23 protein-coding genes and 1 tRNA gene are annotated in these 22,656 nt (G+C 54.5%); 10 read left to right on the forward strand and 14 right to left on the reverse strand.

What is annotated here, in order from left to right; genetic code table 11:
• Positions 1 to 4 precede the first annotated feature (4 nt).
• Together ACLRGG_RS01725 and hemW are read left to right on the forward strand one after the other, a co-directional pair.
• Positions 5 to 598, forward strand: coding sequence for an XTP/dITP diphosphatase (locus tag ACLRGG_RS01725; protein WP_416248134.1), 594 nt, complete (start codon positions 5 to 7; stop codon positions 596 to 598).
• Positions 591 to 1,730, forward strand: a complete 1,140-nt coding sequence (gene hemW, locus ACLRGG_RS01730; RefSeq protein ID WP_416248158.1) for a radical SAM family heme chaperone HemW — start codon at positions 591 to 593, stop codon at positions 1,728 to 1,730. Before ACLRGG_RS01725 ends, hemW begins: the two co-directional genes overlap by 8 nt.
• 77 nt (positions 1,731 to 1,807) lie before the next feature.
• Here the strand turns inward: hemW and ACLRGG_RS01735 are convergent, their stop codons facing one another.
• From ACLRGG_RS01735 to trmB, 3 genes are all read right to left on the reverse strand, one after another.
• Positions 1,808 to 2,521 (reverse strand): YggN family protein, encoded by a 714-nt coding sequence (locus tag ACLRGG_RS01735; protein WP_416248135.1) that lies wholly within the window; start codon positions 2,519 to 2,521, stop codon positions 1,808 to 1,810.
• A gap of 92 nt (positions 2,522 to 2,613) precedes the next feature.
• Positions 2,614 to 2,940, reverse strand: coding sequence for a YggL family protein (locus tag ACLRGG_RS01740; protein WP_416248136.1), 327 nt, complete (start codon positions 2,938 to 2,940; stop codon positions 2,614 to 2,616).
• The gene (gene trmB / locus ACLRGG_RS01745) at positions 2,940 to 3,659 is read right to left on the reverse strand and encodes a tRNA (guanosine(46)-N7)-methyltransferase TrmB (protein WP_416248137.1); all 720 of its coding nucleotides are present in this window, start codon (positions 3,657 to 3,659) and stop codon (positions 2,940 to 2,942) included. The genes ACLRGG_RS01740 and trmB overlap by 1 nt, the downstream gene beginning before the upstream one ends.
• Positions 3,660 to 3,809: 150 nt before the next feature.
• Between trmB and mutY the strand changes: the two genes are divergently transcribed.
• From mutY to mltC, 3 genes are read left to right on the forward strand one after another with little or no spacing between them, the layout of a single operon-like run.
• Positions 3,810 to 4,898, forward strand: a complete 1,089-nt coding sequence (gene mutY / locus ACLRGG_RS01750; protein WP_416248138.1) for an A/G-specific adenine glycosylase — start codon at positions 3,810 to 3,812, stop codon at positions 4,896 to 4,898.
• Positions 4,898 to 5,170: an oxidative damage protection protein gene (locus tag ACLRGG_RS01755; RefSeq protein ID WP_416248139.1), complete on the forward strand. Its 273-nt coding sequence runs from the start codon at positions 4,898 to 4,900 to the stop codon at positions 5,168 to 5,170. The genes mutY and ACLRGG_RS01755 overlap by 1 nt, the downstream gene beginning before the upstream one ends.
• 51 nt (positions 5,171 to 5,221) lie before the next feature.
• A complete protein-coding gene (gene mltC / locus ACLRGG_RS01760; RefSeq protein ID WP_416248140.1) occupies positions 5,222 to 6,301 on the forward strand; it encodes a membrane-bound lytic murein transglycosylase MltC in 1,080 nt (359 codons plus the stop codon).
• 52 nt (positions 6,302 to 6,353) lie between these two features.
• Here mltC and ACLRGG_RS01765 read toward each other — a convergent pair whose 3' ends face one another.
• The gene (locus ACLRGG_RS01765) at positions 6,354 to 7,181 is read right to left on the reverse strand and encodes a phosphoenolpyruvate hydrolase family protein (protein WP_416248141.1); all 828 of its coding nucleotides are present in this window, start codon (positions 7,179 to 7,181) and stop codon (positions 6,354 to 6,356) included.
• A 2-nt stretch (positions 7,182 to 7,183) separates the two neighbouring features.
• Positions 7,184 to 8,395 carry a Tm-1-like ATP-binding domain-containing protein gene (locus tag ACLRGG_RS01770; RefSeq protein WP_416248159.1) on the reverse strand — a complete coding sequence of 404 codons (1,212 nt, stop codon included), beginning with the start codon at positions 8,393 to 8,395 and terminating at the stop codon, positions 7,184 to 7,186.
• 280 nt (positions 8,396 to 8,675) lie between these two features.
• On the opposite strand from ACLRGG_RS01770, the gene ACLRGG_RS01775 reads away from it, so the two are divergent.
• A complete protein-coding gene (locus tag ACLRGG_RS01775; protein ID WP_416248143.1) occupies positions 8,676 to 9,326 on the forward strand; it encodes a TetR/AcrR family transcriptional regulator in 651 nt (216 codons plus the stop codon).
• Between the two features lie 40 nt (positions 9,327 to 9,366).
• On the opposite strand, the gene ACLRGG_RS01780 is transcribed toward ACLRGG_RS01775, so the two are convergent.
• The 4 genes from ACLRGG_RS01780 to ACLRGG_RS01795 all read right to left on the reverse strand — a co-directional run bounded on the left by ACLRGG_RS01780 (position 9,367) and on the right by ACLRGG_RS01795 (position 14,566).
• On the reverse strand, positions 9,367 to 11,511 hold the full coding sequence (locus ACLRGG_RS01780) for an ornithine decarboxylase (RefSeq protein ID WP_416248144.1): 2,145 nt from the start codon (positions 11,509 to 11,511) through the stop codon (positions 9,367 to 9,369).
• 612 nt (positions 11,512 to 12,123) lie between these two features.
• Positions 12,124 to 13,077: an allantoinase PuuE gene (gene puuE / locus ACLRGG_RS01785; RefSeq protein WP_416248145.1), complete on the reverse strand. Its 954-nt coding sequence runs from the start codon at positions 13,075 to 13,077 to the stop codon at positions 12,124 to 12,126.
• A gap of 32 nt (positions 13,078 to 13,109) precedes the next feature.
• Entirely contained in the window at positions 13,110 to 13,850 is a 741-nt protein-coding gene (gene hpxA, locus ACLRGG_RS01790; RefSeq protein WP_416248146.1) for an allantoin racemase, read from the reverse strand.
• Positions 13,850 to 14,566 (reverse strand): GntR family transcriptional regulator, encoded by a 717-nt coding sequence (locus ACLRGG_RS01795; RefSeq protein ID WP_416248147.1) that lies wholly within the window; start codon positions 14,564 to 14,566, stop codon positions 13,850 to 13,852. The genes hpxA and ACLRGG_RS01795 overlap by 1 nt, the downstream gene beginning before the upstream one ends.
• 145 nt (positions 14,567 to 14,711) lie before the next feature.
• Between ACLRGG_RS01795 and ACLRGG_RS01800 the strand changes: the two genes are divergently transcribed.
• Positions 14,712 to 16,208 (forward strand): NCS1 family nucleobase:cation symporter-1, encoded by a 1,497-nt coding sequence (locus ACLRGG_RS01800; protein ID WP_416248148.1) that lies wholly within the window; start codon positions 14,712 to 14,714, stop codon positions 16,206 to 16,208.
• 65 nt (positions 16,209 to 16,273) lie between these two features.
• On the opposite strand, the gene ACLRGG_RS01805 is transcribed toward ACLRGG_RS01800, so the two are convergent.
• Both ACLRGG_RS01805 and dnaQ read right to left on the reverse strand, forming a co-directional pair.
• Positions 16,274 to 16,350 (reverse strand) — tRNA-Asp (locus ACLRGG_RS01805).
• A gap of 120 nt (positions 16,351 to 16,470) precedes the next feature.
• Positions 16,471 to 17,205 (reverse strand): DNA polymerase III subunit epsilon, encoded by a 735-nt coding sequence (gene dnaQ, locus ACLRGG_RS01810; RefSeq protein WP_416248149.1) that lies wholly within the window; start codon positions 17,203 to 17,205, stop codon positions 16,471 to 16,473.
• Positions 17,206 to 17,256: 51 nt separating this feature from the next.
• Between dnaQ and rnhA the strand changes: the two genes are divergently transcribed.
• On the forward strand, positions 17,257 to 17,724 hold the full coding sequence (rnhA, locus tag ACLRGG_RS01815) for a ribonuclease HI (protein ID WP_503369204.1): 468 nt from the start codon (positions 17,257 to 17,259) through the stop codon (positions 17,722 to 17,724).
• On the opposite strand, the gene ACLRGG_RS01820 is transcribed toward rnhA, so the two are convergent.
• Positions 17,709 to 18,446 carry a class I SAM-dependent methyltransferase gene (locus ACLRGG_RS01820; RefSeq protein ID WP_416248150.1) on the reverse strand — a complete coding sequence of 246 codons (738 nt, stop codon included), beginning with the start codon at positions 18,444 to 18,446 and terminating at the stop codon, positions 17,709 to 17,711. The genes rnhA and ACLRGG_RS01820 overlap by 16 nt on opposite strands.
• 44 nt (positions 18,447 to 18,490) lie before the next feature.
• Here ACLRGG_RS01820 and gloB point away from each other — a divergent pair, with 44 nt between their 5' ends.
• Positions 18,491 to 19,246, forward strand: a complete 756-nt coding sequence (gloB, locus tag ACLRGG_RS01825) for a hydroxyacylglutathione hydrolase (protein WP_416248160.1) — start codon at positions 18,491 to 18,493, stop codon at positions 19,244 to 19,246.
• Between the two features lie 70 nt (positions 19,247 to 19,316).
• The gene (gene mltD / locus ACLRGG_RS01830) at positions 19,317 to 20,693 is read left to right on the forward strand and encodes a murein transglycosylase D (protein ID WP_416248151.1); all 1,377 of its coding nucleotides are present in this window, start codon (positions 19,317 to 19,319) and stop codon (positions 20,691 to 20,693) included.
• A 90-nt stretch (positions 20,694 to 20,783) separates the two neighbouring features.
• Here mltD and ACLRGG_RS01835 read toward each other — a convergent pair whose 3' ends face one another.
• A complete protein-coding gene (locus ACLRGG_RS01835; RefSeq protein ID WP_416248152.1) occupies positions 20,784 to 21,548 on the reverse strand; it encodes a class I SAM-dependent methyltransferase in 765 nt (254 codons plus the stop codon).
• Between the two features lie 77 nt (positions 21,549 to 21,625).
• A complete protein-coding gene (locus tag ACLRGG_RS01840; protein WP_416248153.1) occupies positions 21,626 to 22,429 on the reverse strand; it encodes an endonuclease/exonuclease/phosphatase family protein in 804 nt (267 codons plus the stop codon).
• Positions 22,430 to 22,656 lie beyond the last annotated feature (227 nt).

Consider the following 22,656-nt stretch of genomic DNA (forward strand, 5'->3'; position numbering starts at 1 on the left):
TGCTATGCAAAAAGTTGTACTCGCTACCGGTAATGCCGGAAAAGTTCGTGAACTGGCCGATCTGCTGGCTGAATTTGGACTGGCTATCGTCGCGCAAACCGACCTGGGCGTCACTTCAGTCGAAGAGACCGGTCTGACGTTTATTGAGAACGCGATCCTTAAAGCGCGTCACGCCTCTGCGGTGACCGGTTTACCCGCCATCGCTGATGATTCCGGTCTGGCAGTGGACGCGCTGGGCGGCGCGCCGGGGATTTACTCGGCTCGCTATGCCGGAGAGAATGCCTCGGATGCGCAAAACCTGCAAAAGCTGCTGACCGCGCTGGAAAACGTTGCCGACGGCGAGCGTCAGGCGCAGTTTCACTGCGTGCTGGTTTATCTTCGCCACGCTGAGGATCCAACGCCGCTGGTCTTCCACGGCAGCTGGGCCGGGGAAATTACCCGCCAGCCCGCAGGTGAAGGCGGCTTCGGTTACGATCCGATCTTCTACGTGCCCGCTGCAGGTAAAACCTCTGCGGCGCTGAGCCGGGACGAAAAACGCGCCGTTTCGCACCGTGGGAAAGCTCTGAGGCTGCTGCTGGATGCCCTGCGTGATGCTTAAGCTTCCTCCGCTCAGCCTCTATATTCACATCCCCTGGTGTGTGCAGAAATGCCCCTACTGCGATTTCAACTCGCATGCGCTCAAGGGCGAGGTGCCTCATGAAGAGTATGTACGGCATCTTCTGGCCGATCTTGATGCCGATCTGCCGCTCACTGCCGGACGCGAGGTGAGCACTCTCTTTATTGGCGGCGGCACCCCGAGTCTGTTGAGCAGTGAAGCGATGCAGATGTTGCTGGATGGCGTTCGCCAGCGCCTGCCGCTGTCGGCGGATGCAGAAATTACCATGGAGGCCAATCCAGGTACGGTCGAAGCTGAGCGCTTTAGCGGCTACCAGCGCGCCGGGGTGAATCGCATTTCGATTGGAGTGCAGAGCTTCAGCCCGCAAAAGCTGACGCGTCTGGGCCGCATCCACGACGCAGATGAGGCAAAGCGGGCAGCCAGGCTGGCCGCCGGACTGGGGCTACGCAGCTTTAATCTCGATCTGATGCACGGACTGCCCGACCAGTCGCTGGAGGAGGCGCTTGACGATCTGCGCCAGGCCATTGAGCTTAATCCGCCGCACCTGTCGTGGTATCAGCTAACCATCGAGCCTAATACCCTTTTCGCCTCACGCCCACCGGTCCTTCCCGACGATGATGCCCTGTGGGATATTTTCGAGCAGGGCGACAAGCTGCTGACGGCGGCGGGCTATCAGCAATATGAAACCTCCGCCTACGCCAAACCCGGCTATCGCTGTGAGCACAACCTAAACTACTGGCGCTTTGGCGACTATCTGGGTATCGGCTGTGGCGCGCACGGCAAGCTGACCCAGCCCGATGGACGGATTATCCGCACCTGCAAAACGCGTCATCCGCGTGGGTTTATGGAGGGTAATTATATGGACCGCCAGCATGAGGTGGCGGATAGCGAGAAGCCCTTTGAATTTTTTATGAATCGCTTCCGGCTGCTTGAGGCTGCGCCGCGAGAAGAGTTCACCCACTATACCGGCTTACAGCAGGCTATTATCCGGCCACAAATTGAAGAGGCGCTGGAAAAGGGTTACCTGATTGAAACGGCGCAGGCATGGCAGGTAACCCATAAAGGCAAGCTGTTTCTCAACTCGTTACTGGAGCTGTTCCTGACGGAAGAGTAGTACAGAGATCGAGGTGAGGATCCGCGTCACCTGTCGCACGGCCCGGCCTGTCTTAATCAGGCCGGGCCACTGCCGGACTATTTTAGTCCGGCGATCAGCGCCTTGCGCTGACTTTCAAGCGTGGTCACACGGTTACAGACTTCGTGGCCAAAGTTCTGAAAGTCCTGCTGCTGATTGCTCCATTCGGCCTGAATGGACTGCTGAAGCCCGCCGAGATTACCCATAATCGCCTGCAGGGGATTATCACTTTTACCCGCCTGCCGGGTGCCCATCTCATTCAGGCTGTCCTGCACCACCCCACCCATCGCGCTCTGTACCAGCTTTTCACCATCCTCACGGACCTGGGCGATAGCCTTGTGATGAAAGGTCAGTCCGTCGCTGCGGTGTTCAATAATTCGCGCCATCTGCTGCTTAAGCTGTTTATCCAGCGTGGTCAGACGATTACGCACGTTACTGTCCTGCCCCAGCTTATCGACGATGACCTTATCCAGCGCGACGCGGCCTTTCTCGAGACGCTCGTGGGCACCCAGATCGACCCAGGGTAAATCGCGACGCAGCGCAGCCTGATAATCAATGGCTTTCTGGCGCGTACCGGCATCCACCGTAGCGGCCTGACCGTTTCGCTGCACGTCGCCCGTTGGGGAAATAAGCAGATTGCCGCTGGCACCCACGACCTGAACATTCTGAGGGGAAATAACGATATCGTCCTGAGGGTTTACGCTGCACTGGTAGTCCGCCTGTGCCTGGCCCGCCAGCAGCAGCATTGCACCCATTATTATCGCTTTACGCATCTTGCTCTCTCCTGATACTGATATGGCCACGCCTTAATGGCCCCAACGAACATCCGTCAGCAGATGATCGCCTGCGGTTCAGCCTGCAGAGGTTAGTCCCACCATACGTCGAAAAGTTCGGTAACCTTGATGTTTTCAAGCTTGCGATCGTCCAGCCATTTGCGTACCAGCTCGCGGTGCGCTTCGGTACATTTGCCGGTTTGCTGCAGGCAAACTAAGCCTTCCCACTGCAGATAACCACTGCCGTCAAAGGCCAGTCCATTGGGATCGATAGCCTCTTCAATCAGTGCATCCACGGTCGAGTCAATGGTTTGCTCGGTAGCCCCCTGGGGAAAGGTGAATCCTACAGAGAAGCCCAGTTCCTGAAACTCATCAATATGCATTTTTTTACGCAAGCGACGACTGCGATGGGTAGCCATTATTTAATCCTCTCAAACATCAGATCCCAAACACCGTGGCCGAGACGCTGACCACGCTGCTCAAATTTTGTTAACGGACGCGACTCAGGACGCGGCACAAAGTTATCCGTTGCAGACTGGTTTTTACTTCCCGCAATGCTGTTCATCACCTCCAGCATGTGTTCCGCATAGGCTTCCCAGTCGGTCGCCATATGGAACACGCCGCCCAGCTTCAGCTTACGCATAACCAGCTCTGCGAAAGGTGCCTGAACGATGCGGCGCTTGTTGTGCCGGGCTTTATGCCAGGGATCCGGGAAAAACAGCTGCACCATACGCAATGCATTATCCGGGATCATCTTTTCCAGCACCTCTACCGCATCGTGGCACATCACGCGAAGATTCTCTACGCCCGCTTCATGTGCGCTGCTCAGACAGGCGCCCACGCCGGGAGAGTGAACCTCAATTCCGAGGAAATTCTGTTGTGGATTAGCTTTAGCCATCTCGACCAGCGAAGAACCCATGCCGAAGCCAATTTCCAGTACCACCGGTGCCTCGCGACCAAACAGGCTCACCAAATCGATAGGTTCTGGCTGATATTCCACGCCCATAACAGGCCAGAAATGTTCCAGCGCGTGCTCCTGCCCTTTGGTCAGCCGCCCCTGACGGCGGACGAAGCTGCGAATACGGCGCATTGGCCGACCGTTTTCATCAAACTCCGGTGAAATCACATCATTATTCATCTTTTTGCCTGCTGGTCTGCAATATCTGGAAAACGGGCATTATGCAAAGTTACAGGCTTTAAGCAAGCCCCGGTAACTTCCGGTTTACAGCATAGTTGGTCTGTGCTGGAATCCCAGCCTGAATTCACTTATCCGGGAAAACTGTTAAACATGATGCAAGCGCCGCAGTTCGAGCGAAGGGTACTGGACTGGTATCAGCGCTTTGGACGTAAAACGTTGCCGTGGCAGCTGGAAAAGACGCCCTATAAAGTGTGGCTTTCAGAAGTGATGCTACAGCAGACCCAGGTCGCGACGGTCATCCCGTACTTTCAGCGATTTATGGCGCGTTTCCCGACAATTACCGACCTTGCCCACGCGCCGCTTGATGAAGTCCTGCATCTGTGGACCGGCCTCGGTTATTATGCGCGAGCCAGAAACCTGCACAAAGCCGCCAATATGGTGGCAGAAAAGCACGCGGGCGTGTTCCCTGAAACCTTTGAGGAGGTCGCGGCGCTGCCCGGCGTTGGGCGCTCCACTGCCGGGGCAATTCTTTCGCTGGCGCTGGGTTTACATTTCCCGATTCTGGACGGCAACGTCAAGCGCGTGCTGGCACGCTGCTATGCCGTTGCGGGCTGGCCGGGTAAAAAAGAGGTGGAGAAGCGCCTGTGGCAGATCAGTGAGGAGGTCACGCCAGCGGAAGGAGTGAGCCAGTTCAATCAGGCGATGATGGACCTGGGCGCAACGGTCTGCACCCGCTCGCGACCTAAATGCGAGATCTGCCCGCTGAACCTCAGCTGCGTGGCGTATGCCAACGGCAGCTGGGCAAGCTACCCCGGGAAGAAACCCAAACAGACGCTGCCGGAAAGAACCGGCTGGATGCTAATGATGCAGCGCGGCAGCGGCGTCTGGCTTGAGCAGCGCCCGCCGGTGGGGCTGTGGGGAGGGCTTTTTTGCTTTCCACAATTTACCACGCTCTCCGAGCTGGAGCGCTGGCTGAGCGAACGCCGCATTGATGGCAGCGGGCTGCAACAGGGCATCGCCTTCCGCCACACCTTCAGCCATTTTCATCTGGATATCGTACCGGTATGGCTGGAGGTGACATCCACAGGCGCAGCAATGGATGAAGGCGCAGGTCTCTGGTATAACTTAGCGCAGCCGCCGTCCGTCGGGCTGGCCGCCCCGGTGGAACGCCTGCTACAGCAGCTGCGTCAGCCACAACACACAGCGCTGAGCATTCGCGCGACAGAAGAGGAAGAGTAATGAGCAGAACCATTTTTTGTACGTTCCTGCAACGAGACGCCGAGGGACAGGATTTCCAGCTCTATCCGGGTGAGCTGGGTAAGCGCATTTATAATGAGATTTCTAAAGAAGCCTGGGCGCAGTGGATGAGCAAACAAACGATGCTGATCAACGAGAAAAAACTCAGCATGATGAACCCGGAAGACCGCAAGCAGCTTGAGCAGGAGATGGTTAAATTCCTGTTCGAGGGGCACGATGTGCATATCGAAGGTTATACCCCGCCAGAAGAATAATCGTTGGGCCTCAAAGATGAGGCCCTCTCAATTTGGGCGTAGCACGACAAAATGAATAAGAAACTGATCGGCCTGCTGGTGCTTGCACCGTTGTTGATTTCCTGCTCCAGCAACAAAAAGCCCATTTTTCATGAGGAGTGGGTTAAGGACACGAATGGATTCGATATTTTAATGGGCCAGTTTGCCCATAATATTGAAAATATTTGGGGCATTAACGAGGTACTGATCGCCGGTCCAAAGGATTACGTAAAATACAGCGATCAATATTACACGCGCAGCCATATTAACTTTGACGCCGGTTCCATCACCATTGAGACCATCGCCGGAACCGATCCGATGGCCAGCCTGCGTCAGGCAATTATCACCACGCTGTTGATCGGTGAAGATCCGGGTAATGTCGATCTCTACTCTGACGCGAATGACATTCAGCTCGGTAAAGAGCCGCTGCTCTACGGGCAGGTGCTGGACAACACCGGGCAGGCCATACGCTGGCAGGGACGCGCAGCCAGCTTCGCCGACTACCTGATCCAGAATAAGCTTCAGCGCCGCACTTCCGGCCTGCATGTGATCTGGTCGGTCACCATCCCGATGGTGCCTAACCATCTGGATAAGCGCGCGCACAAATATCTCCCGCTGGTGCGTGAAGCCGCCGCGAAATATGGCGTCGATCAGTCGCTGATCCTGGCGATCATGCAGATTGAATCGAGCTTTAACCCCTACGCCGTGAGCCACGCTGATGCGCTTGGCCTGATGCAGGTAGTACAGCATACCGCCGGGGTGGACGTGTTCCGCATGAAGGGTAAATGGGGCAAGCCAAGCCGCAGCTACCTGCTGGATCCGGAGAACAATATTGATGCCGGTACGGCCTATCTGTCGCTGCTACAGGGAAGCTATCTGGCGGGAATTAACGATCCTGTTTCGCGACGCTATGCGGTGATTACCGCTTACAACGGCGGCGCAGGAAGCGTGCTGCGGGTATTTTCAAGCGACAAAAATCGGGCGTTCAGCGCGATTAATAGCATGTCGCCTTCCCAGGTTTACCAGACGCTGGCGACGAATCATCCCTCTGCTGAGTCCCGCCGCTACCTCTATAAGGTTAGCAACGCGCAGAAGGGTTATCACCGCTACTAACATGCGCGGCGGTGTGGTTTGCACCCGCCGCGTAGTTTCCGACGTCGAAAGCTTACCGAACCAGCTCTTTAAATTTCCTGGTGGTTTCAGTCAGCGCCACTTCTGTTGGCAGACGCTCCATTGAGCTGGCCCCGTAAAAACCGTCGCACTGCGGGCAGTTTTGCAGAATGTACTGTGCATCCTCAGGCGTGGCAATAGGCCCACCGTGACACAGCAGGATAACGTCCTGCCTGACCGCTTTTGCGGCCTCGGCCCACTGATTAATCAGTGGTACGCAGTCCGCTAAGGTAAAGGCCGTTTCCGCGCCGATATTCCCACCGGTCGTCAGCCCCATATGGGCAACCACAATGTCGGCCCCCGCCCCGGTCATTGCTCTCGCATCGTCCGCGCTGAAGATATAGGGCGTGGTCAGCATCCCCTTCTGATGCGCAAGGCGGATCATCTCCACTTCCAGCCCGTAACCCATGCCCGTCTCTTCAAGATTAGCGCGAAAGTTGCCGTCAATCAGGCCGACGGTGGGGAAGTTCTGTACACCTGAAAAGCCCAACGCCTTCAGCTCGTCCAGGAAACGATCGAACTGACAGAAGGGATCGGTGCCGTTCACGCCGGCCAGCACAGGGGTTTTCTTCACCACCGGCAGGACCTCCTTCGCCATGTCGACCACGATCTCATTGGCATTTCCATACGCAAGCAGGCCCGCCAGCGAACCCCGCCCGGCCATGCGATAACGGCCAGAGTTGTAAATAACGATCAGATCAATGCCACCCGCCTCTTCGCACTTGGCTGATAATCCCGTTCCCGCGCCCCCGCCCACTATTGGCTCGCGGCGCGCAATCATATCGTTAAACTTTGTGAGTATTTCCTGTCGGGTAAAAGCCATACTCAGAACTCCTTTTCAGAGAGCGCGCGAAAATATTTAACCGCGGCCCGGGCAAATTGTGGATCGTTAATATTCCATGGAAGATGGATAATTCTGCGGCGTTCATTCTGCTGCAGCTCCGATTCCAGGGTCGTGGTAAAGGCCAGATCGGCCCCCGGAGACCAGAACGGCTCTCCTTCCCGATCCAGCGCAGAAAAGCCGCCTGCCGGGATCAGGAACGTCAGATCGCCCTGACAGCGGTTTAATTTCGCCGCGATCCATTTCGCCATCGCCACGTTTTCCGCAGGCGTGGTACGCATTAGCGTAACCTGGGCGTTATGGTGATAAAAAAGCCGGTCGGCGTATTTGTCTGGCACCGTCGGGGCCGGCCCAAAGTTAACCATATCCAGTGCCCCACAGGACATAACGCAGGGGACACCGGTTTTTATCAGTGCATCAAAACGCGTCGGGGCACACGCCAGTACTCCTCCGAATAGCAGGTCGCACACTTCGGTGGTGGTCAGATCGAGAAGGCCCGAGAGCATACGGCTGTCGGTCAGTTTTTCCATCGCATTGCCGCCGCTGCCGGTTGCATGGAAAACCAGACAATCATAGTCCGACTCCAGCTCATCACTTACCTGCTGTATACACCCGGTGGTTACGCCGAACATCGTCAGCCCAAGCGCGGGTTTGCCTGCATTCTCCTCCTCTTCATCAAACAGCACGGCTCCGGCTATCTGATGGGCGGCATTACTCAGCACCCGACGTGAAATGCGGTTCAGCCCCGCCACATCGGTAACCGAATAGAGCATGCTGATGTCGCTGGACCCGATATAGCCAGAGACATCGCCGGAAGCCATGGTGGAGACCATTACTTTAGGCACCCCCACAGGCAAAGATTGCATCGCCGGCGTGATTAATGCCGTCCCTCCCGATCCTCCCAGACCAATAACGCCCAGCAGGTCGCTGCGCTTGCTGAGAAAACGAGTAAATGCCAGTGCCATTGCATCTATGGCTTTTCCCCGATCGCCGCAGAAAACGGCATCCCGGCCATCGGGATGAAAATCAGCAATCAGCTCCGGCGGGAAATCAGCGGTCGACGGGGCATGACCCGTTTGCGTCGACAAATCTACTGTAACCACTTTAACACCGGTTTTAGCCACGGCCCTGCTGACGTAAAACAGTTCCCTTCCTTTAGTATCTGCCGTCGCTACGGCATAGACAAAACCTGATATTTTATTCATAGTCGTAACAACACCCTGTTATCACTTCAATTAAAGACTTGATTAAAGGACAATTTAACGAATATAACCACTAAGATAGGGTTATATTCGCCGCTATGAGATAACAGTATCACTTAAATCAATGGTAAATCAATTGAATGGAATGTGCGTCTCACGAAGATGTTAGCTAAACTACTAACGGGCCTGTATTCTGGGTCAGGTGGGAGATGAGGTCGATACCCGGCACGTCTCTTGTCAATTGCTTGAATAACAAGCAGAATTAACCGTAAATATGAGGTTTTTTGTGGAGCAAAGGGATCCCGCTGGTGTTAAGTCATTGACCGCCACACGTGCCAGAACGCGTCGCTTATTAATCGAAACAGCCATGAGAATGTTCGACAACGGCGCTTTTCCATCCATTACGGAAGTGGCGCAGGAGGCCCAGCTCTCCCGCGCGACCGCCTATCGCTATTTTCCGACGCAGAGTGCGCTGGTGTCGGCCATCGTGACTGAAACGCTGAGTCCGATGAAAAGCTGGCGTCCCACGCGTACGGAAGCCAGCGAGCGTATTGATGAATTGCTGACCTTCGCCTTTCCCCGGATGTTACAGCATGAAGGAACGCTGCGCGCGGCCCTGCATCTTTCACTAACGCAGTGGGCGCAGTCACAGTCATTCAGCAAGCCTGGCAAGGAGAAGCTGGTCAGGGGCAATCGCAAGGCACTTTTGGCACACGTGGTCGAACCCCTTAACGACGAGCTGCCACCCGAGATGGTGGAGCGCGTGATTCAGGCGCTGTCGCTGGTTTATGGATCGGAGATCTTTCTGGTGATGAAGGACATATGGGGCTGCGATGATAAGCAGCTGGAGGACATTGGCAAATGGATTGCCAAAGCTATTGTCCGCCAGGCACGCGAAGAATCCGGCACGCTGACGGCCTCTTAACGCGTAACAGGAGCCGGTAAAGCCAGCTCCTGTTAATACGTCAGGCGTTTATCATATAGCCATAAAGATGCTTAATGCCCTGCTCGTCCGCTTCAGCATAGACCCCCTGTAGCTCGGGCGAAAAGCCCGGCAGTAAATTCAGCCCTTCCTGAAGCGCCAGGAAGTAACGCTGTACCGCCCCACCCCACACCTCGCCCGGAACGACACACAGCACCCCCGGGGGATAAGGGAGTGCGCCTTCTGCGGCGATTCGCCCTGCGGCCTGGGTAATCGGCACCAGCTCAACGTTGCCGCGAATGAACTCTCTGTTGGCATCCTGCGGATTCATTACCACCTCAGGCAGACTCTCCTGGCGGAACATGGCTTTCTGCAGGTCCTTCACCTCATGGCTTACGTAAAGCGCGTGCATCTCCTGACACAGGCGACGCAGCGTATACCCTTCATAACGGGCGGCATTTTTACGGTAGATAGTCGGCAGTACGTCCCGCAGCAGCGCATCCTCCCTGATATGCTGTTCAAACTGCACCAGTTTTGCAACCAGCCGCGCCATTTTCTCGCGGCTCTCCGCCGGGGTAAGCAGAAACAGAATTGAATTGAGATCGCATTTCTCCGGCACCACGCCGTTTTCACGCAGATAGTTAGCCAGGATCGTGGCGGGTATACCAAAGGCAGCGTAGCGCCCGCTGGCGGCGTCAATCCCCGGCGTAGTAAGCAGCAGCTTACAGGGATCGACCAGATACTGATCTTTCTCGTATCCCATAAACCCATGCCAGGCAGCGCGCGGTGCAAAGCTAAAATAGCGCACGTCTTTAGCGATGATTTCCGTCGGTGCATCCTGCCAGGGCCGCCCGTCCACTTCATCGGGAATAAAAGGTTTTATCATCTCGCAGCTGGCAAGAATCGCCTTACGCGCCTCAATCCCCAGCGTCACGCATTCGTGCCATAACCGACGCCCTGCTTCACCCTGATGCATTTTTGCATTGATATCCAGCGCCGCAAACAGTGGGTAAAATGGGCTGGTAGAGGCATGAAGCATAAAGGCATTGTTCAGGCGCTTATGGCTGCAAAAGCGCTGCTGCCCGCGAATGTGATTATCTTTTTTATGGATCTGTGAGGTCTGAGAAAAGCCCGCCTGCTGTTTATGCACGGACTGAGTGACAAAAATGCCGGGATCGTTTTCGTTCAGTTCAAGCAGCAGCGGTGAACAGGCCGCCATAACCGGAATAAACTGCTCATACCCTACCCAGGCTGAGTCGAAAAGGATGTAGTCGCACAGGTGGCCAATGCTGTCGATCACCTTCCTGGCGTTGTAAACGGTGCCATCATAGGTGCCCAGCTGGATCACCGCCAGGCGGAAAGGACGCGCGTCATTTTCCCGCTCCGGCGCAGCCTCTTTGATCTGCCTGCGCAGATAGTCTTCACTGAAGCAGTGCGCATCAATACCGCCAATAAAGCCAAACGGATTGCGGGCCGTTTCAAGATATACCGGTGTCGCACCAGCCTGAATCAGCGCACCATGATGGTTCGATTTATGATTATTACGATCGAACAGCACCAAATCGCCCCGGGTCAGCAGTGCATTGGTCACCACTTTATTGGCGCTGGAGGTGCCGTTTAACACGAAGTAAGTTTTATCCGCGTTAAATACGCGGGCGGCAAACTTCTGCGCATGCTTGGCCGACCCTTCGTGGATCAGCAGATCGCCGAGCTTCACATCGGCGTTGCACATATCGGCGCGGAAGAGATTTTCGCCGAAAAAGTCATAGAACTGGCGTCCTGCGGGGTGTTTTTTAAAGAATGCGCCGCCCTGATGGCCAGGGCAGGCAAAGGTGGTGTTATCCATCGCGACATATTTGGTCAGCGTCTGGAAAAAAGGCGGCAGCAGTCGTGCCTGATAATCCGCAGCGGCCGCTTCCAGCAGCGACGCATCGGTGTCCGCCCCGGTAAGAAGACCCGTGACGTCGGGCATATCCTGCGCCTGTCCGGCATCATCCAGCGCAATAAATACCGGCAGGTTAAAGCCGGTAAGCTTAAGCAGATTCAGCACGCCGCTGCGCGAATCGGAAACGGAGACGACCACCGCAGCCACGTCGGTAAAGTCAGTATTATCCAGGGTGATGACTTCGCGTCCGGTCTGGAGGTGAATAGCCACAGTCGTGCTGGCAGCAATTTTCAGTGGTGTCATAACACAAATCCCCGGGGGTCAAGGATGAGTGGGTGCCAGAGGCACAGCAATAGGAAAAGGCAAAGGCCTTCGCCCGGCGAAGGTGTCAGGTCGGTTGTCAGCAGAACGGATCCCGCTTCGGCCCACAGACATGAGTAAAATCAGGTCACGCCTGTTTTTACTGATGGCCGTAGTCAGGCGTGTAAAAGCTTCACCGCATGGTGAGCGAGGTGTGTAACGCAGGGTGACTCACGAAACGGCACGCACATGATGGTGAATGAGGTGTTGTGATGCTGGAATTCAGCATAAGACCTTTCATGGCGGGGCCTCCGGAGCAGATGGTGATGGATAACAGGGTTAGCGTAATGATGGCACTTTTCGTTTACAGGTTCAAGCATAGGGTTGCATTCAGTAACGGATGCGTCGTGATGCAATCTATTGATTAAAAGACACTTTAATAAACATTCAAAATAAAAACCTTTCCGTAATCCCTATTTATGCAATTTAAGTGCAATGGTATGCACCCAGCATTGCTGCTCCCCGGCACGATAAGTGGCGCCGGGGGAATCGGGGGTTAACAGGGTGCACTCATCGGTCGCGGATTGTCAGGCGGCTTCGCCATGCTGCGGCCAGTCAGGGCTGAGGATGCGTGGTTATCCAGTGTTCGGCAATCTGCTGTCGGGTGCAAATCCATACCCTTTCATGCTGCTGAATATAGTCCAGGAAACGCTGTAGCGCTTTGAAGCGCCCGGGCCGCCCCAGCAGGCGACAGTGCATACCGATGGAGAGCATCTTTGGCGACGTCTCACCCTCTTCGTACAGCACATCGAAGCTGTCCTTAAGATAGGTATAGAACTGTTCTGCCGTATTGAATCCCTGCGGCGTGGCAAAACGCATATCATTGGTTTCCAGGGTATAGGGAATGACCAGGTGGGGTTTTACGGTACCATCCTGGCAGGTGACCTGAGTCCAGAACGGCAGATCGTCTCCGTAATAATCACTGTCATAGGTAAAACAGCCCTGCTCAACCACCAGCCTGCGCGTATTGGGGCTGTCGCGCCCGGTATACCAGCCGGTAGGCGCCTTGCCAAACAGATCGATCAGCGTCTCGACCGCCTGTTGCATATGCTGGCGTTCAGTTTTGGCATCCATCGCCTGATAATGGATCCAGCGCCAGCCATGGCTGACCACGTCGTAATCCGCCTGCCTGATGGCTTCTACAATTTCTGGATGTCGCGCCAGCGCCATCGCCACGCCGAATATCGTCAGCGGAAGGCCGCGCTTTTGGAACTCATTATGGATGCGCCAGAAACCCGCGCGTGAGCCATATTCGTAAAGTGAGTCCATCGACATATGGCGCTCCGGATAGCTCGCCGCACCAATAATATCCGAGAGAAACTGCTCGGAACCGGTGTCGCCGTGCAGTACGTTATTTTCCGCGCCTTCTTCGTAGTTCAGCACAAACTGTACGGCGATCTTTGCCTGATCCGGCCAGGCCGCATGCGGAGGATGGCCCGCATAGCCGCGCAGGTCGCGAGGATAGTTTTTATTAAAACCGTACTCTTTTTTATCGCTGACATCACTCATAGTCGGAGTCCTGTTATCGGGCTGACGTAAAACTAGTTTAGATGCTGAAACTGACCCGACAGGTTTTTCTGAACCGGATAGTCTAAATCACCATGTTTGCTGGTTGAGAGTCCCAGTGCCACCAGCGATTCCACCATTTTTACGGCTGCGCTGACGCCGTCGATAACCGGTATCCCCAGTTCACGCGTCAGCGTCTGTGCGAGGTTGCTCATGCCGCCGCAGCCCAGCACAATGGCGCCACTACCGTCCTGCTGCATCGCCTGTATACAACGTTCACGCACCTTTTCCTGCGCAAGTCCGCTGCCGTCTTCAAGCGTGAGGACCGGCAGATCGATGGCGTGCACCGCGCTACAGTGATGCTCAAACCCGTACTGACGCAGCAAATGTCGCGCGATAATGACGGTTCTCGGCAGCGTCGTCACAATTGAAAAGCGCGTGGCGACCAGCGTTGCCATATGCATCGACGCTTCGGCAATCCCCACCACGGGCCCGCTTGCCAGCTCCCGTGCGGCCAGCAGTCCCGGATCGCCAAAACAGGCAATTACGTGTCCGGAAACCCCCTGTTCGCGGCCAGCTTTGATCTGCTCAAGCACCCCAATGGCTGCCACGGCTTCATCAAAATGTCCCTCAATCGAAGGCACGCCCTGCGAGGGGCAAACCGCTACAATAGTGGTCTCAGGAGCCGCTACTGCCCTTGCAGCCTGAGCGATGGTGTGGGTCATGGCTGCGCTGGTATTGGGGTTAATAACCTGGATAATCTGCTGTGCCGCCATTATTTATCCCCTTTCACTGAGAATATTTTGGCGAAATCCAGTATCGCTTCGCTCGCGGGCGCAAAGCGCAGGCTGTCCAGAATATGCGAAAAATGTTGCTGTAGTGCGTCAGTAAGCGGAGCCAGCGCTTTTTTCCTCATCAGCTCAATCAGCCGATCGTGATCGTCGCAGCGGCATCCCTGCTGCCAGGGCGCACCCCAGGCGGCGATAACCAGCGACGATCGCTGAGTCAGCCGGGTGACCATGTCTGTCAGTACCTGATTTCCTGAGATAGCCTGTAGCTGAATATGAAAGTCAGCGGAAAAACGAATGGCAGCCGGGCCGTCGCGATCCTTATGCGCCTGCTGTTCAGCATGATTGATCCTCTCCAGCGCCACCAGATGCGTTGACTGGCAGTGCTCCAGTACCGCAGGCAGATTGGCACACTCAATGAGCGATCGCGTACGCAGAATCTCTTTCGCTTCCTCCGCCGAGGGTAATACGACCTGTGCACCACGCCGGGGCGTCAGTACAATCATATGCACTGCCGCAAGGCGCTGGAGCACTTTACGGATACCGGTACGGCTGACGCCAAAAACCGCTGAAAGTGCCTCTTCCGGCAGTTTGCTTCCCGGCGGCAGCTGGTGTTCAACCATCGCCGACATCAGCGCCTGATAGATAAATTCATCCTTATCCTGCTGCTCCGTGGCTATTTCCAGGCCGCTATCACTCTTCATTTACAACTCCATCAGATTTTAAACAGTGCTAATTATCGTACACATCTACAAGAAATTTTGTATACAAAAATCACCTTTGGCCCGAAAGCTGCAATGACCTCTTCATTCCGATTACATGCAGAGCGAATAAAGAGGAGCAGCTTTCATGCCAATAACCGATCAGAACGCAACGAAGACATCCAGCGCGACAGGTCCGGCGCATTACAGCCCACGCCTGTGTAACGAAGATCTGGCCCCGACCCGCGATCAAAACTGGAGCTGGTACAATATTTTTTCTTTCTGGATGTCGGATGTGCATAGCATGGGAGGCTATGTGGTGGCCGCCAGCTTCTTCACGCTTGGCCTGGCAAGCTGGCAGGTGCTGCTATGCCTGCTGGTGGGGATTTGCGTTGTGCAGATTTTTGCCAACCTGGTGGCCCGCCCCAGCCAGATGGCAGGCGTACCCTATGCGGTCATTTGTCGCCAGGCCTTCGGCGTATTCGGCGCGAATATCCCGGCCGTGATCCGAGGGCTGATCGCTTTCGCCTGGTATGGGATCCAGACCTGGCTGGCGGCGAATGCCCTGATGCTGGTTACGCTTAAGTTCTGGCCTTCTCTGGCCTCGCTAACCCATACTGCCTGGCTGGGCCTTTCCACGCTGGGCTGGTGCTGCTTCGGCATTATGTGGCTCGCTCAGGCACTGGTCTTCTGGCACGGTATGAGCGCGATTAAGCGCTTCATTGATATCGCCGGTCCTGCGGTCTATATCGTTATGCTGTCGCTGGCTGGCTGGATTGTGTACAAGACCGGCTTTAGTGGCATTACGCTGACGCTCGCGAGTAAGCCGCTTTCTGTCGGTGAACAGGTGTGGCAGATGATTACCGCCAGCGCGCTGGTCGTTTCCTATTTCTCCGGCCCACTGCTGAATTTTGGTGATTTCTCCCGTTACGGCAAAAGTATGGGTGAGATCCGTCGGGGCAATCGCTGGGGTCTGCCGTTTAATTTCCTGCTGTTCTCGGTGGTGACCGTGGTTATCGTCTCCGGCACCCAGTCGCTGTTTGGCCGCATGATCACCGATCCCATCGAAACCGTCAGCCGGGTGGGTAGCGATTTAGCCGTTGCGATTGGGCTGCTCACGATGATCACCGCCACCATTGGTATTAACATTGTCGCTAACTTTGTCTCGCCCGCTTTTGATTTCTCCAATTGCTCCCCGCAGAAAATTAGCTTCCGCACCGGTGGAATGATCGCAGCGGTAGGATCTGTGCTGCTGACGCCGTGGAACCTTTTTCAGTCGCCGGAGCTTATCCACTATACGCTGGACGTGCTGGGCGCCTTTATCGGCCCGCTGTTTGGTATTCTGCTCTGCGATTTCTATGTGATTAAGCGTGGTGAGATTTCGGTGGATGATCTGTTTGATGACTCTCCGCAGGGAAAGTACTGGTATCGCGGCGGCTTTAATCCGAAAGCCATTGCGGCGCTGATACCTTCCGTGCTGACAGGTCTGGCGATAGGCTTTACGCCCGCGCTGCACGAAGCGGCAAACTTTAGCTGGTTTATTGGCGCGCTGCTGTCAGCCGGATGTTATCGCTGGCTGGCACGTGAAGATCGTATATCACAGGCTGAGGGGTTTTCTGGCCAGGTTGCCGTCGGTAAGAAGTAACTCATTAGCGGGCAGTTATAACGACGAAAGCCTGATTCATTACTGAATCAGGCTTTCTGGATACTTGGCGGAACGGACGGGGCTCGAACCCGCGACCCCCTGCGTGACAGGCAGGTATTCTAACCAACTGAACTACCGCTCCGCGCTTTGTTCCCCGTCGGGAACGGAGCGAATATTACGGTGAGGCGCGACGGTCGTCAACGCTTTTTCAACAGGCCTGCCACTGACTGCGCGTTTTTCAAGCATAATTTTTTAGCCTGCGTCAGGCCCGCCAGAGACAGCTTCCGCCCTTCTTCATCACCAAATCGAGACGCGCCTCATGGGCGGCGATCTCTTCATCCGTGGCGGCCACGACTCGCAGCCCGGAAGCAGGACGCGCAATACGGTGGATGGTGTCGCCGCTGGCCTGCTGCTGACGCTCTCCTTCCATAGAGAAGGTCAGCGACGTCTGCCCGCCGGTCATGGTCAGGAAGACTTCGGCGAGAATTTCGGCATCCAGCAGTGCGCCGTGAAGCGTTCGCCGGGTATTGTCTATTTCATAGCGTGAACAGAGGGCATCAAGGCTGTTTCGCTTACCGGGGAACAGCTTGCGCGCCATCGCCAGGCTATCCGTGACCTTACAGAAAGTATTGGTCTTCGGGATATCGCGGCCAAGCTTTGAAAACTCATAGTCCATAAAGCCGATATCGAACGAGGCGTTATGAATGACCAGCTCCGTGCCATCAATATAGGCGAGGAATTCATCCGCAATATCCGCAAACGCGGGTTTATCGGCGAGGAATTCATCCGCAATACCGTGAACGCCAAAGGCCTCAGGATCGACCAGCCGGTCCGGCTTGAGGTAAACATGATAGTTATTACCGGTAAGACGACGGTTCACTACCTCAACGGCACCGATTTCAATGATGCGATGCCCTTCATAGTGCACCCCAATCATGTTCATACCGGTGGTTTCAGTATCGAGAACGATCTGACGCGTTGTATTTACTGTGCTCATAGGACCCGTTTATGTCAGACTTAGCATTTTTCAGCAGGGAGTCTACCAGAGATGCCTAAGCAGGTAGAAATTTTCACCGATGGGTCGTGCCTGGGCAACCCCGGCCCGGGTGGTTATGGCGCTATTTTACGCTACGGTAAGCACGAAAAAACCTTCAGCTCAGGATATTTTTTAACCACTAATAACCGCATGGAGTTGATGGCGGCTATCGTCGCGCTTGAAGCCCTCAGCGAGCAGTGTGAAGTGGTGCTCAGTACGGACAGTCAGTATGTTCGCCAGGGGATCACCAGTTGGATCCATAACTGGAAAAAGCGCGGCTGGAAGACCACGGATAAAAAGCCGGTCAAAAACGTTGATCTGTGGAAAAGGCTCGACGCCGCGTTAAGCCATCACCAGATTAAATGGGAATGGGTCAAGGGCCACGCCGGCCATATCGAAAATGAACGCTGTGATGAACTGGCGCGTGCGGCAGCCGGTAGTCCGGCCTTCGAGGATATCGGCTATCAGTCAGGATCCTGATCGCGATGCCGCGAGTGGAACTGCCGGGTTGCCCCGACAGCGGCGCTGATACGCCGTGCCGCCGCGGCTTTTTTCGCCGGATTCAGCGTCAGTGGAAAGGTGCGCTTGCGCGCCACGATAATGCTTAAACAGCCCAGCGCAGGAAAATGCGTACTGATGGTTTTTCCTCCCTGACGGTTCCATGGGAGTACCTGGAACCGCGTCCGCTGAACCACCTCATAATTCAGCAGGCTTAGCCAGTCCATCAGCCGCACCTGTGTAAACATGCGGCTGTTCCAGGGAATGCGACGGCTAAGACCGGGGACGAGTTTCCCAATGCCCAGCACGCTGAACGGGTTAAAACCGCTGATAATTATCCAGCCGTCATCAATCAGTACCCTGTCCACCTCCCGCAGAACGCGGTGCGGATCGCGACTCCACGCCAGGCAGTGCGCCAGCAGACAGGCATCCACAGATTTAGATTCAAATGGCAGACTCATCGGGTCGGCCTGTACCTGTAGCTGCTCACCACAGGTTCCGACATTAACCTGATGGGATATCGCACAGTGGCTCGTATCGATTTCTGCGCTGAGATCGCCCACCTTTAATAAATGGAAGCCGTATATCCGCGCCAGACAAGGCTGGAGGTGTGAAGTGAGCGCATCACGATAAAATTCTCCCCAGGGCATTTCCGCCCAGGAGTGTGGCACATGACGAATTTGGCGTGTTTTAGCAGGCTTCATGCTTTACCATCTTCTTTCCATTTCGGCCATTAAACGAGGCGATGATGAATCTTACCAGCATTCCGGCATTACAGGACAACTACATCTGGTCATTAAGTAACAATGAAGGTCAGTGTCTGATTGTGGATCCTGGCGAAGCGGCACCCGTAGTGGCGGCGCTGGAAAAAAACCGCTGGCAGCCAGTCGCCATTTTTTTAACCCATCATCACTACGACCACGTTGGCGGCGTAAAAGAACTCCTGGCAAAATACCCCGATCTGCTGGTGTATGGTCCACAGGAAACGAAGGATAAAGGGGCAAATGTGCTGGTTGAAGAGGGTGATAAGGTCGCTATTTTGGGCTGCGAATTTAGTGTTTATCATACCCCGGGTCATACTTTAGGACATATCTCATACTTCAGCAATCCTTATCTTTTTTGTGGGGACACACTATTTTCCGGCGGCTGTGGACGGCTTTTCGAAGGCACACCAAAACAAATGTTTGAATCTTTTCAAAAGCTTAAAAACCTCCCCGAAGACACACAAATATGTTGCGCACATGAGTATACTTTATCTAATATGAAGTTTGCGCATACCGTTTTGCCTCACGATGTTGAAATAGGTCGCTATTACCAGCAAATTAAGGAGTTACGGGCGAAAAACAGGGTAACCTTGCCTGTAACGCTGGCTAATGAGAGGAAAATAAATATTTTTCTACGCACTCAAGATAATGATTTACAAAGAAGTATTGGTTATGAAACATCTCCACAACATGAATGGCAGGTTTTTGCGACTCTACGCGAGAAGAAAGACAATTTTTGATTTTCGGGTTGTATTGGTTTAACCATGCACGTATAGTTGCTCGTCTTTTAAGCGACAAATTGACACACACATGAAGGCTATAGCGATATTTTTCGCCTCGGTCTTGCTGGTGGGGTGCCAGGCGTCACAGCATGACGCCAACGTACCGGAACAGCATGCACAGAGTTTGTCTTCAGCGGGTCAGAATGATAATTCAAATGATGCAGATCGACTTTTATCACCGCGCTGGCAGGACGATGGGACCCGCCTTACGCAAGATCAGGATCTATGGAATTTCATTGGCGACGAGCTGAAGATGAAGGTTCCGGATAATCCCCGGATACGCGAACAAAAACAAAAATACTTAAGAAACAAGAGCTATCTCCACGATGTAACATTACGGGCAGAGCCGTATATGTACTGGATTGTCGAGCAGATTAAGCAACGTAAAATGCCGATGGAACTGGTACTACTACCCATAGTGGAGAGCGCTTTTGATCCCCATGCAACTTCAACTGCTAATGCCGCGGGCATCTGGCAGATAGTACCGCAGACGGGGCGTAACTACGGATTGAAGCAGACACAGTGGTATGATGGACGACGTGATGTCGTTGCCTCAACCAAAGTGGCGCTGGATATGATGGAGCGGATGAACCGCATGTTTGGCGGCGACTGGTTACTGACCATTGCTGCTTATAACAGTGGTGAAGGTCGCGTTCTGAAGGCGATGAAAGCCAACAAATCCCGAGGGAAGCCAACGGATTTCTGGTCTCTCTCTCTGCCAAGGGAAACGACAATCTACGTGCCTAAAATGCTGGCGCTCGGCGAGTTGCTCAAAAACAATAAGCGGTACGGTATCCAGTTGCCTAAGCCGAACGAAACGCGTGCGCTGGCACGGGTTGACGTTGGGCAGCCGATAGAGCTGACGCAGGCGGCCGAAATGGCTGGCATGTCACTGAGTAAGTTGAAAAGCTTCAACGCGGGTTATAAGCGCGGTAGTACGGGACCAACTGGCCCTCACTATATTATGGTGCCAAAATCGAACGTGGCGCAGCTGCGTAACTCTCTGGCAACCGGCGATATTGCCGCAGTTCAGAACGTTGCGCTGGCAAGCAACACTACGACAGCGTCGTACAAAGTCCGCAGTGGCGATACCCTGTCGGGTATTGCAAAGCGCCTGAACGTGTCGATGGCGGACCTACAGCGTGCTAATAACATCCGTGGCGGCAACATTAAGCCGGGACAAACGCTAAGCCTGGGCAGCAGCGGAAACGCAGCTAAACTGGCCGATAATGGCAACAGCATCACCTATCAGGTTCGCAAAGGTGATTCTCTGGCCAGCATTGCAAAGCGCCATGGCGTTGAAATGCAGGATGTGATGCGCTGGAATAGCAGCGGCAGTAAAAACATTCAGCCCGGCGATAAGCTGACGCTGTTTGTTAATAACAGCGCCACGCCTGACAGCTAAGCTCACTCAACAATAAAAAAGCCAATCTGATGATTGGCTTTTTTTTATTCCTGCTCCCTGGCTACAGATTCCAGGTCCCTGCCCTTTGAACTACCGCTTCACTGCCTCGATAAAGAGAGTATCAGTGCTGAAGCTTCCATCTGGCTTCAGCGCGTAATAGCGCTGCACATCTTCAGAAGCCGATTGCTGATAAGCGCGGATGGCTTCAATCATCAACGGCGGCGTGCGCATTCGTTCTGTCCAGCTTGAAAACTCAAGCTCCAGTCGGTCATGGCTAACTGCTGTGATAGCAAGGCCAGCCTCGGTGAACATCGTGAGCCACTCCCCCGGCGCGTAATCCCGCACATGAGACGTATCGCGCAGAGCCTCAACGGTTTGCAGCCAGATATCCAGTACGGCGTTCCCCGGCGCGCTGACGTCCATAAAGATCACCTTCCCGCCGGGCTTAAGTACGCGCTTCACTTCGCGCATTGCACTTCCTGCGTCGTGCCAGTGATGTGCAGAGTAGCGACTGATGACAATATCAAACTGTTCGTCCTCAAAGGGGAGCCGTTCTGCATACCCCCACTGAGTGGTTAAGTTCGTTAAGCCCTGCTCCTTCGCTGCCTCATTTACCACCGCAAGCATTTTTTCTGAGAGGTCGTAAGCAACCACGCTTGAAACATGCCGGGCGGCGGCATAGCTCGCATGCCCACCACCACAGCCTAAATCAAGCACTGAGGCATTTTCTGCAGCGGACAAACGTTCACCAAGCCTGATCAGATCGCTACCGCTCGCATGTACAGTGCTTGTCAGATAGGCGCTGGCCTGATCGCCAAATTGCTTTTCGACGCGATCGTGATGCTGTTTTGCCATGAAGCGGGTTTCCTTTTTATTTTTGGAATGATGGACAGAACGCGGGTAGGAGCCTTCCCGGATAGCAGGCAGAACGTTTAAAGAAGTACAGGCCTGCTGGGAGTGAATTCAACGAGTAGCGGATTATGATCGGAGGCGCGGGTGACCAGCACAGTGGCTTCCGTCACTCTCATGTCGCGGTAGAAAACGAAGTCTAATGGCCGACCAAAGGCTTTGCGCCGGTGATCGTCGGTAAAACTGACCTCTTTCAGCCCCATGTCCCTGGCGAAATTATACAATGCGTAAATACGCTGACGGCTCCAGGCATTAAAATCACCCGCCATGATGACAGGCCCCTTATGGTGGATGATTTGTTCACCTATCGGGCCCAGCTGCTTGCTGTAAACATCCACACCTAAGCTGAAGTTAACGGCATGTATATTTACCACCATCAGCATTTGCTCATCAGGCAAGGGGTAAGCGGTGACCAGCGCTGACTTTGATAAGCGGAGTAAAGGTTCACGTTCACGCAGTGGGCAGCAGTAAACCGCGTGCGCTGATGCCAGCGTCATTACGCCCGAGGGATGCTGTGGCAGAGAAACGGCAGGGACCTGATCGGCAGCCAGGTAATTACTGGTAGCAAAGCGCACCAGCTCCGGGGTGGTCTGGGCTTCCTGCAAAAGTACAAGGTGGGCATCTTTACCGAAATTCTGCAGAACCGAAAGCCAGTCAGCGCGCTGCTGTTTAAAGATGTTCCATACCAGTACGCGCAGCGAAGAGTCTGCGGTCAGAGGCGCGCCCGGCGGTAATGCCTTTCCGACATGCAGCATGGCACCAGGCGGGAATATACGCTCCGCTGGCTGTCCTGCTACATATCTCATGGCATAGGTCTTTTTACGCACGCTACCCGCCTGGTTTAATGACTGCTAAATAATATATGCCGTAAAGATGTTATAAGGGCTTTGGGGCTTAGTTTCAATCGGAGCATGCTAATAAGACTGGATTGTCAGTAAACAAATATTGATGAAAAGCTTCTCTCTGTATTGTGATGGCTTTTTTTCGCACACAAAAAAGCCCTGAGTCAGATGACTCAGGGCCTAATGATAAGTGGCGGAACGGACGGGGCTCG

It is taken from the genome of Erwinia sp. PPS120 (assembly GCF_047918655.1).
GTDB lineage: Bacteria > Pseudomonadota > Gammaproteobacteria > Enterobacterales > Enterobacteriaceae > Erwinia > Erwinia tasmaniensis_A.

Bases quoted from the DNA above. Each gene is read 5' to 3' on its own strand.
- ACLRGG_RS01725 (WP_416248134.1), top strand. From the start codon at position 5: ATGCAAAAAGTTGTACTCGCTACCGGTAATGCCGGAAAAGTTCGTGAA.
- hemW (WP_416248158.1), top strand. From the start codon at position 591: ATGCTTAAGCTTCCTCCGCTCAGCCTCTATATTCACATCCCCTGGTGT.
- ACLRGG_RS01735 (WP_416248135.1), bottom strand. From the start codon at position 2,521: ATGCGTAAAGCGATAATAATGGGTGCAATGCTGCTGCTGGCGGGCCAG.
- ACLRGG_RS01740 (WP_416248136.1), bottom strand. From the start codon at position 2,940: ATGGCTACCCATCGCAGTCGTCGCTTGCGTAAAAAAATGCATATTGAT.
- trmB (WP_416248137.1), bottom strand. From the start codon at position 3,659: ATGAATAATGATGTGATTTCACCGGAGTTTGATGAAAACGGTCGGCCA.
- mutY (WP_416248138.1), top strand. From the start codon at position 3,810: ATGATGCAAGCGCCGCAGTTCGAGCGAAGGGTACTGGACTGGTATCAG.
- ACLRGG_RS01755 (WP_416248139.1), top strand. From the start codon at position 4,898: ATGAGCAGAACCATTTTTTGTACGTTCCTGCAACGAGACGCCGAGGGA.
- mltC (WP_416248140.1), top strand. From the start codon at position 5,222: ATGAATAAGAAACTGATCGGCCTGCTGGTGCTTGCACCGTTGTTGATT.
- ACLRGG_RS01765 (WP_416248141.1), bottom strand. From the start codon at position 7,181: ATGGCTTTTACCCGACAGGAAATACTCACAAAGTTTAACGATATGATT.
- ACLRGG_RS01775 (WP_416248143.1), top strand. From the start codon at position 8,676: ATGAGGTTTTTTGTGGAGCAAAGGGATCCCGCTGGTGTTAAGTCATTG.
- ACLRGG_RS01780 (WP_416248144.1), bottom strand. From the start codon at position 11,511: ATGACACCACTGAAAATTGCTGCCAGCACGACTGTGGCTATTCACCTC.
- puuE (WP_416248145.1), bottom strand. From the start codon at position 13,077: ATGAGTGATGTCAGCGATAAAAAAGAGTACGGTTTTAATAAAAACTAT.
- hpxA (WP_416248146.1), bottom strand. From the start codon at position 13,850: ATGGCGGCACAGCAGATTATCCAGGTTATTAACCCCAATACCAGCGCA.
- ACLRGG_RS01795 (WP_416248147.1), bottom strand. From the start codon at position 14,566: ATGAAGAGTGATAGCGGCCTGGAAATAGCCACGGAGCAGCAGGATAAG.
- ACLRGG_RS01800 (WP_416248148.1), top strand. From the start codon at position 14,712: ATGCCAATAACCGATCAGAACGCAACGAAGACATCCAGCGCGACAGGT.
- dnaQ (WP_416248149.1), bottom strand. From the start codon at position 17,205: ATGAGCACAGTAAATACAACGCGTCAGATCGTTCTCGATACTGAAACC.
- rnhA (WP_503369204.1), top strand. From the start codon at position 17,257: ATGCCTAAGCAGGTAGAAATTTTCACCGATGGGTCGTGCCTGGGCAAC.
- ACLRGG_RS01820 (WP_416248150.1), bottom strand. From the start codon at position 18,446: ATGAAGCCTGCTAAAACACGCCAAATTCGTCATGTGCCACACTCCTGG.
- gloB (WP_416248160.1), top strand. From the start codon at position 18,491: ATGAATCTTACCAGCATTCCGGCATTACAGGACAACTACATCTGGTCA.
- mltD (WP_416248151.1), top strand. From the start codon at position 19,317: ATGAAGGCTATAGCGATATTTTTCGCCTCGGTCTTGCTGGTGGGGTGC.
- ACLRGG_RS01835 (WP_416248152.1), bottom strand. From the start codon at position 21,548: ATGGCAAAACAGCATCACGATCGCGTCGAAAAGCAATTTGGCGATCAG.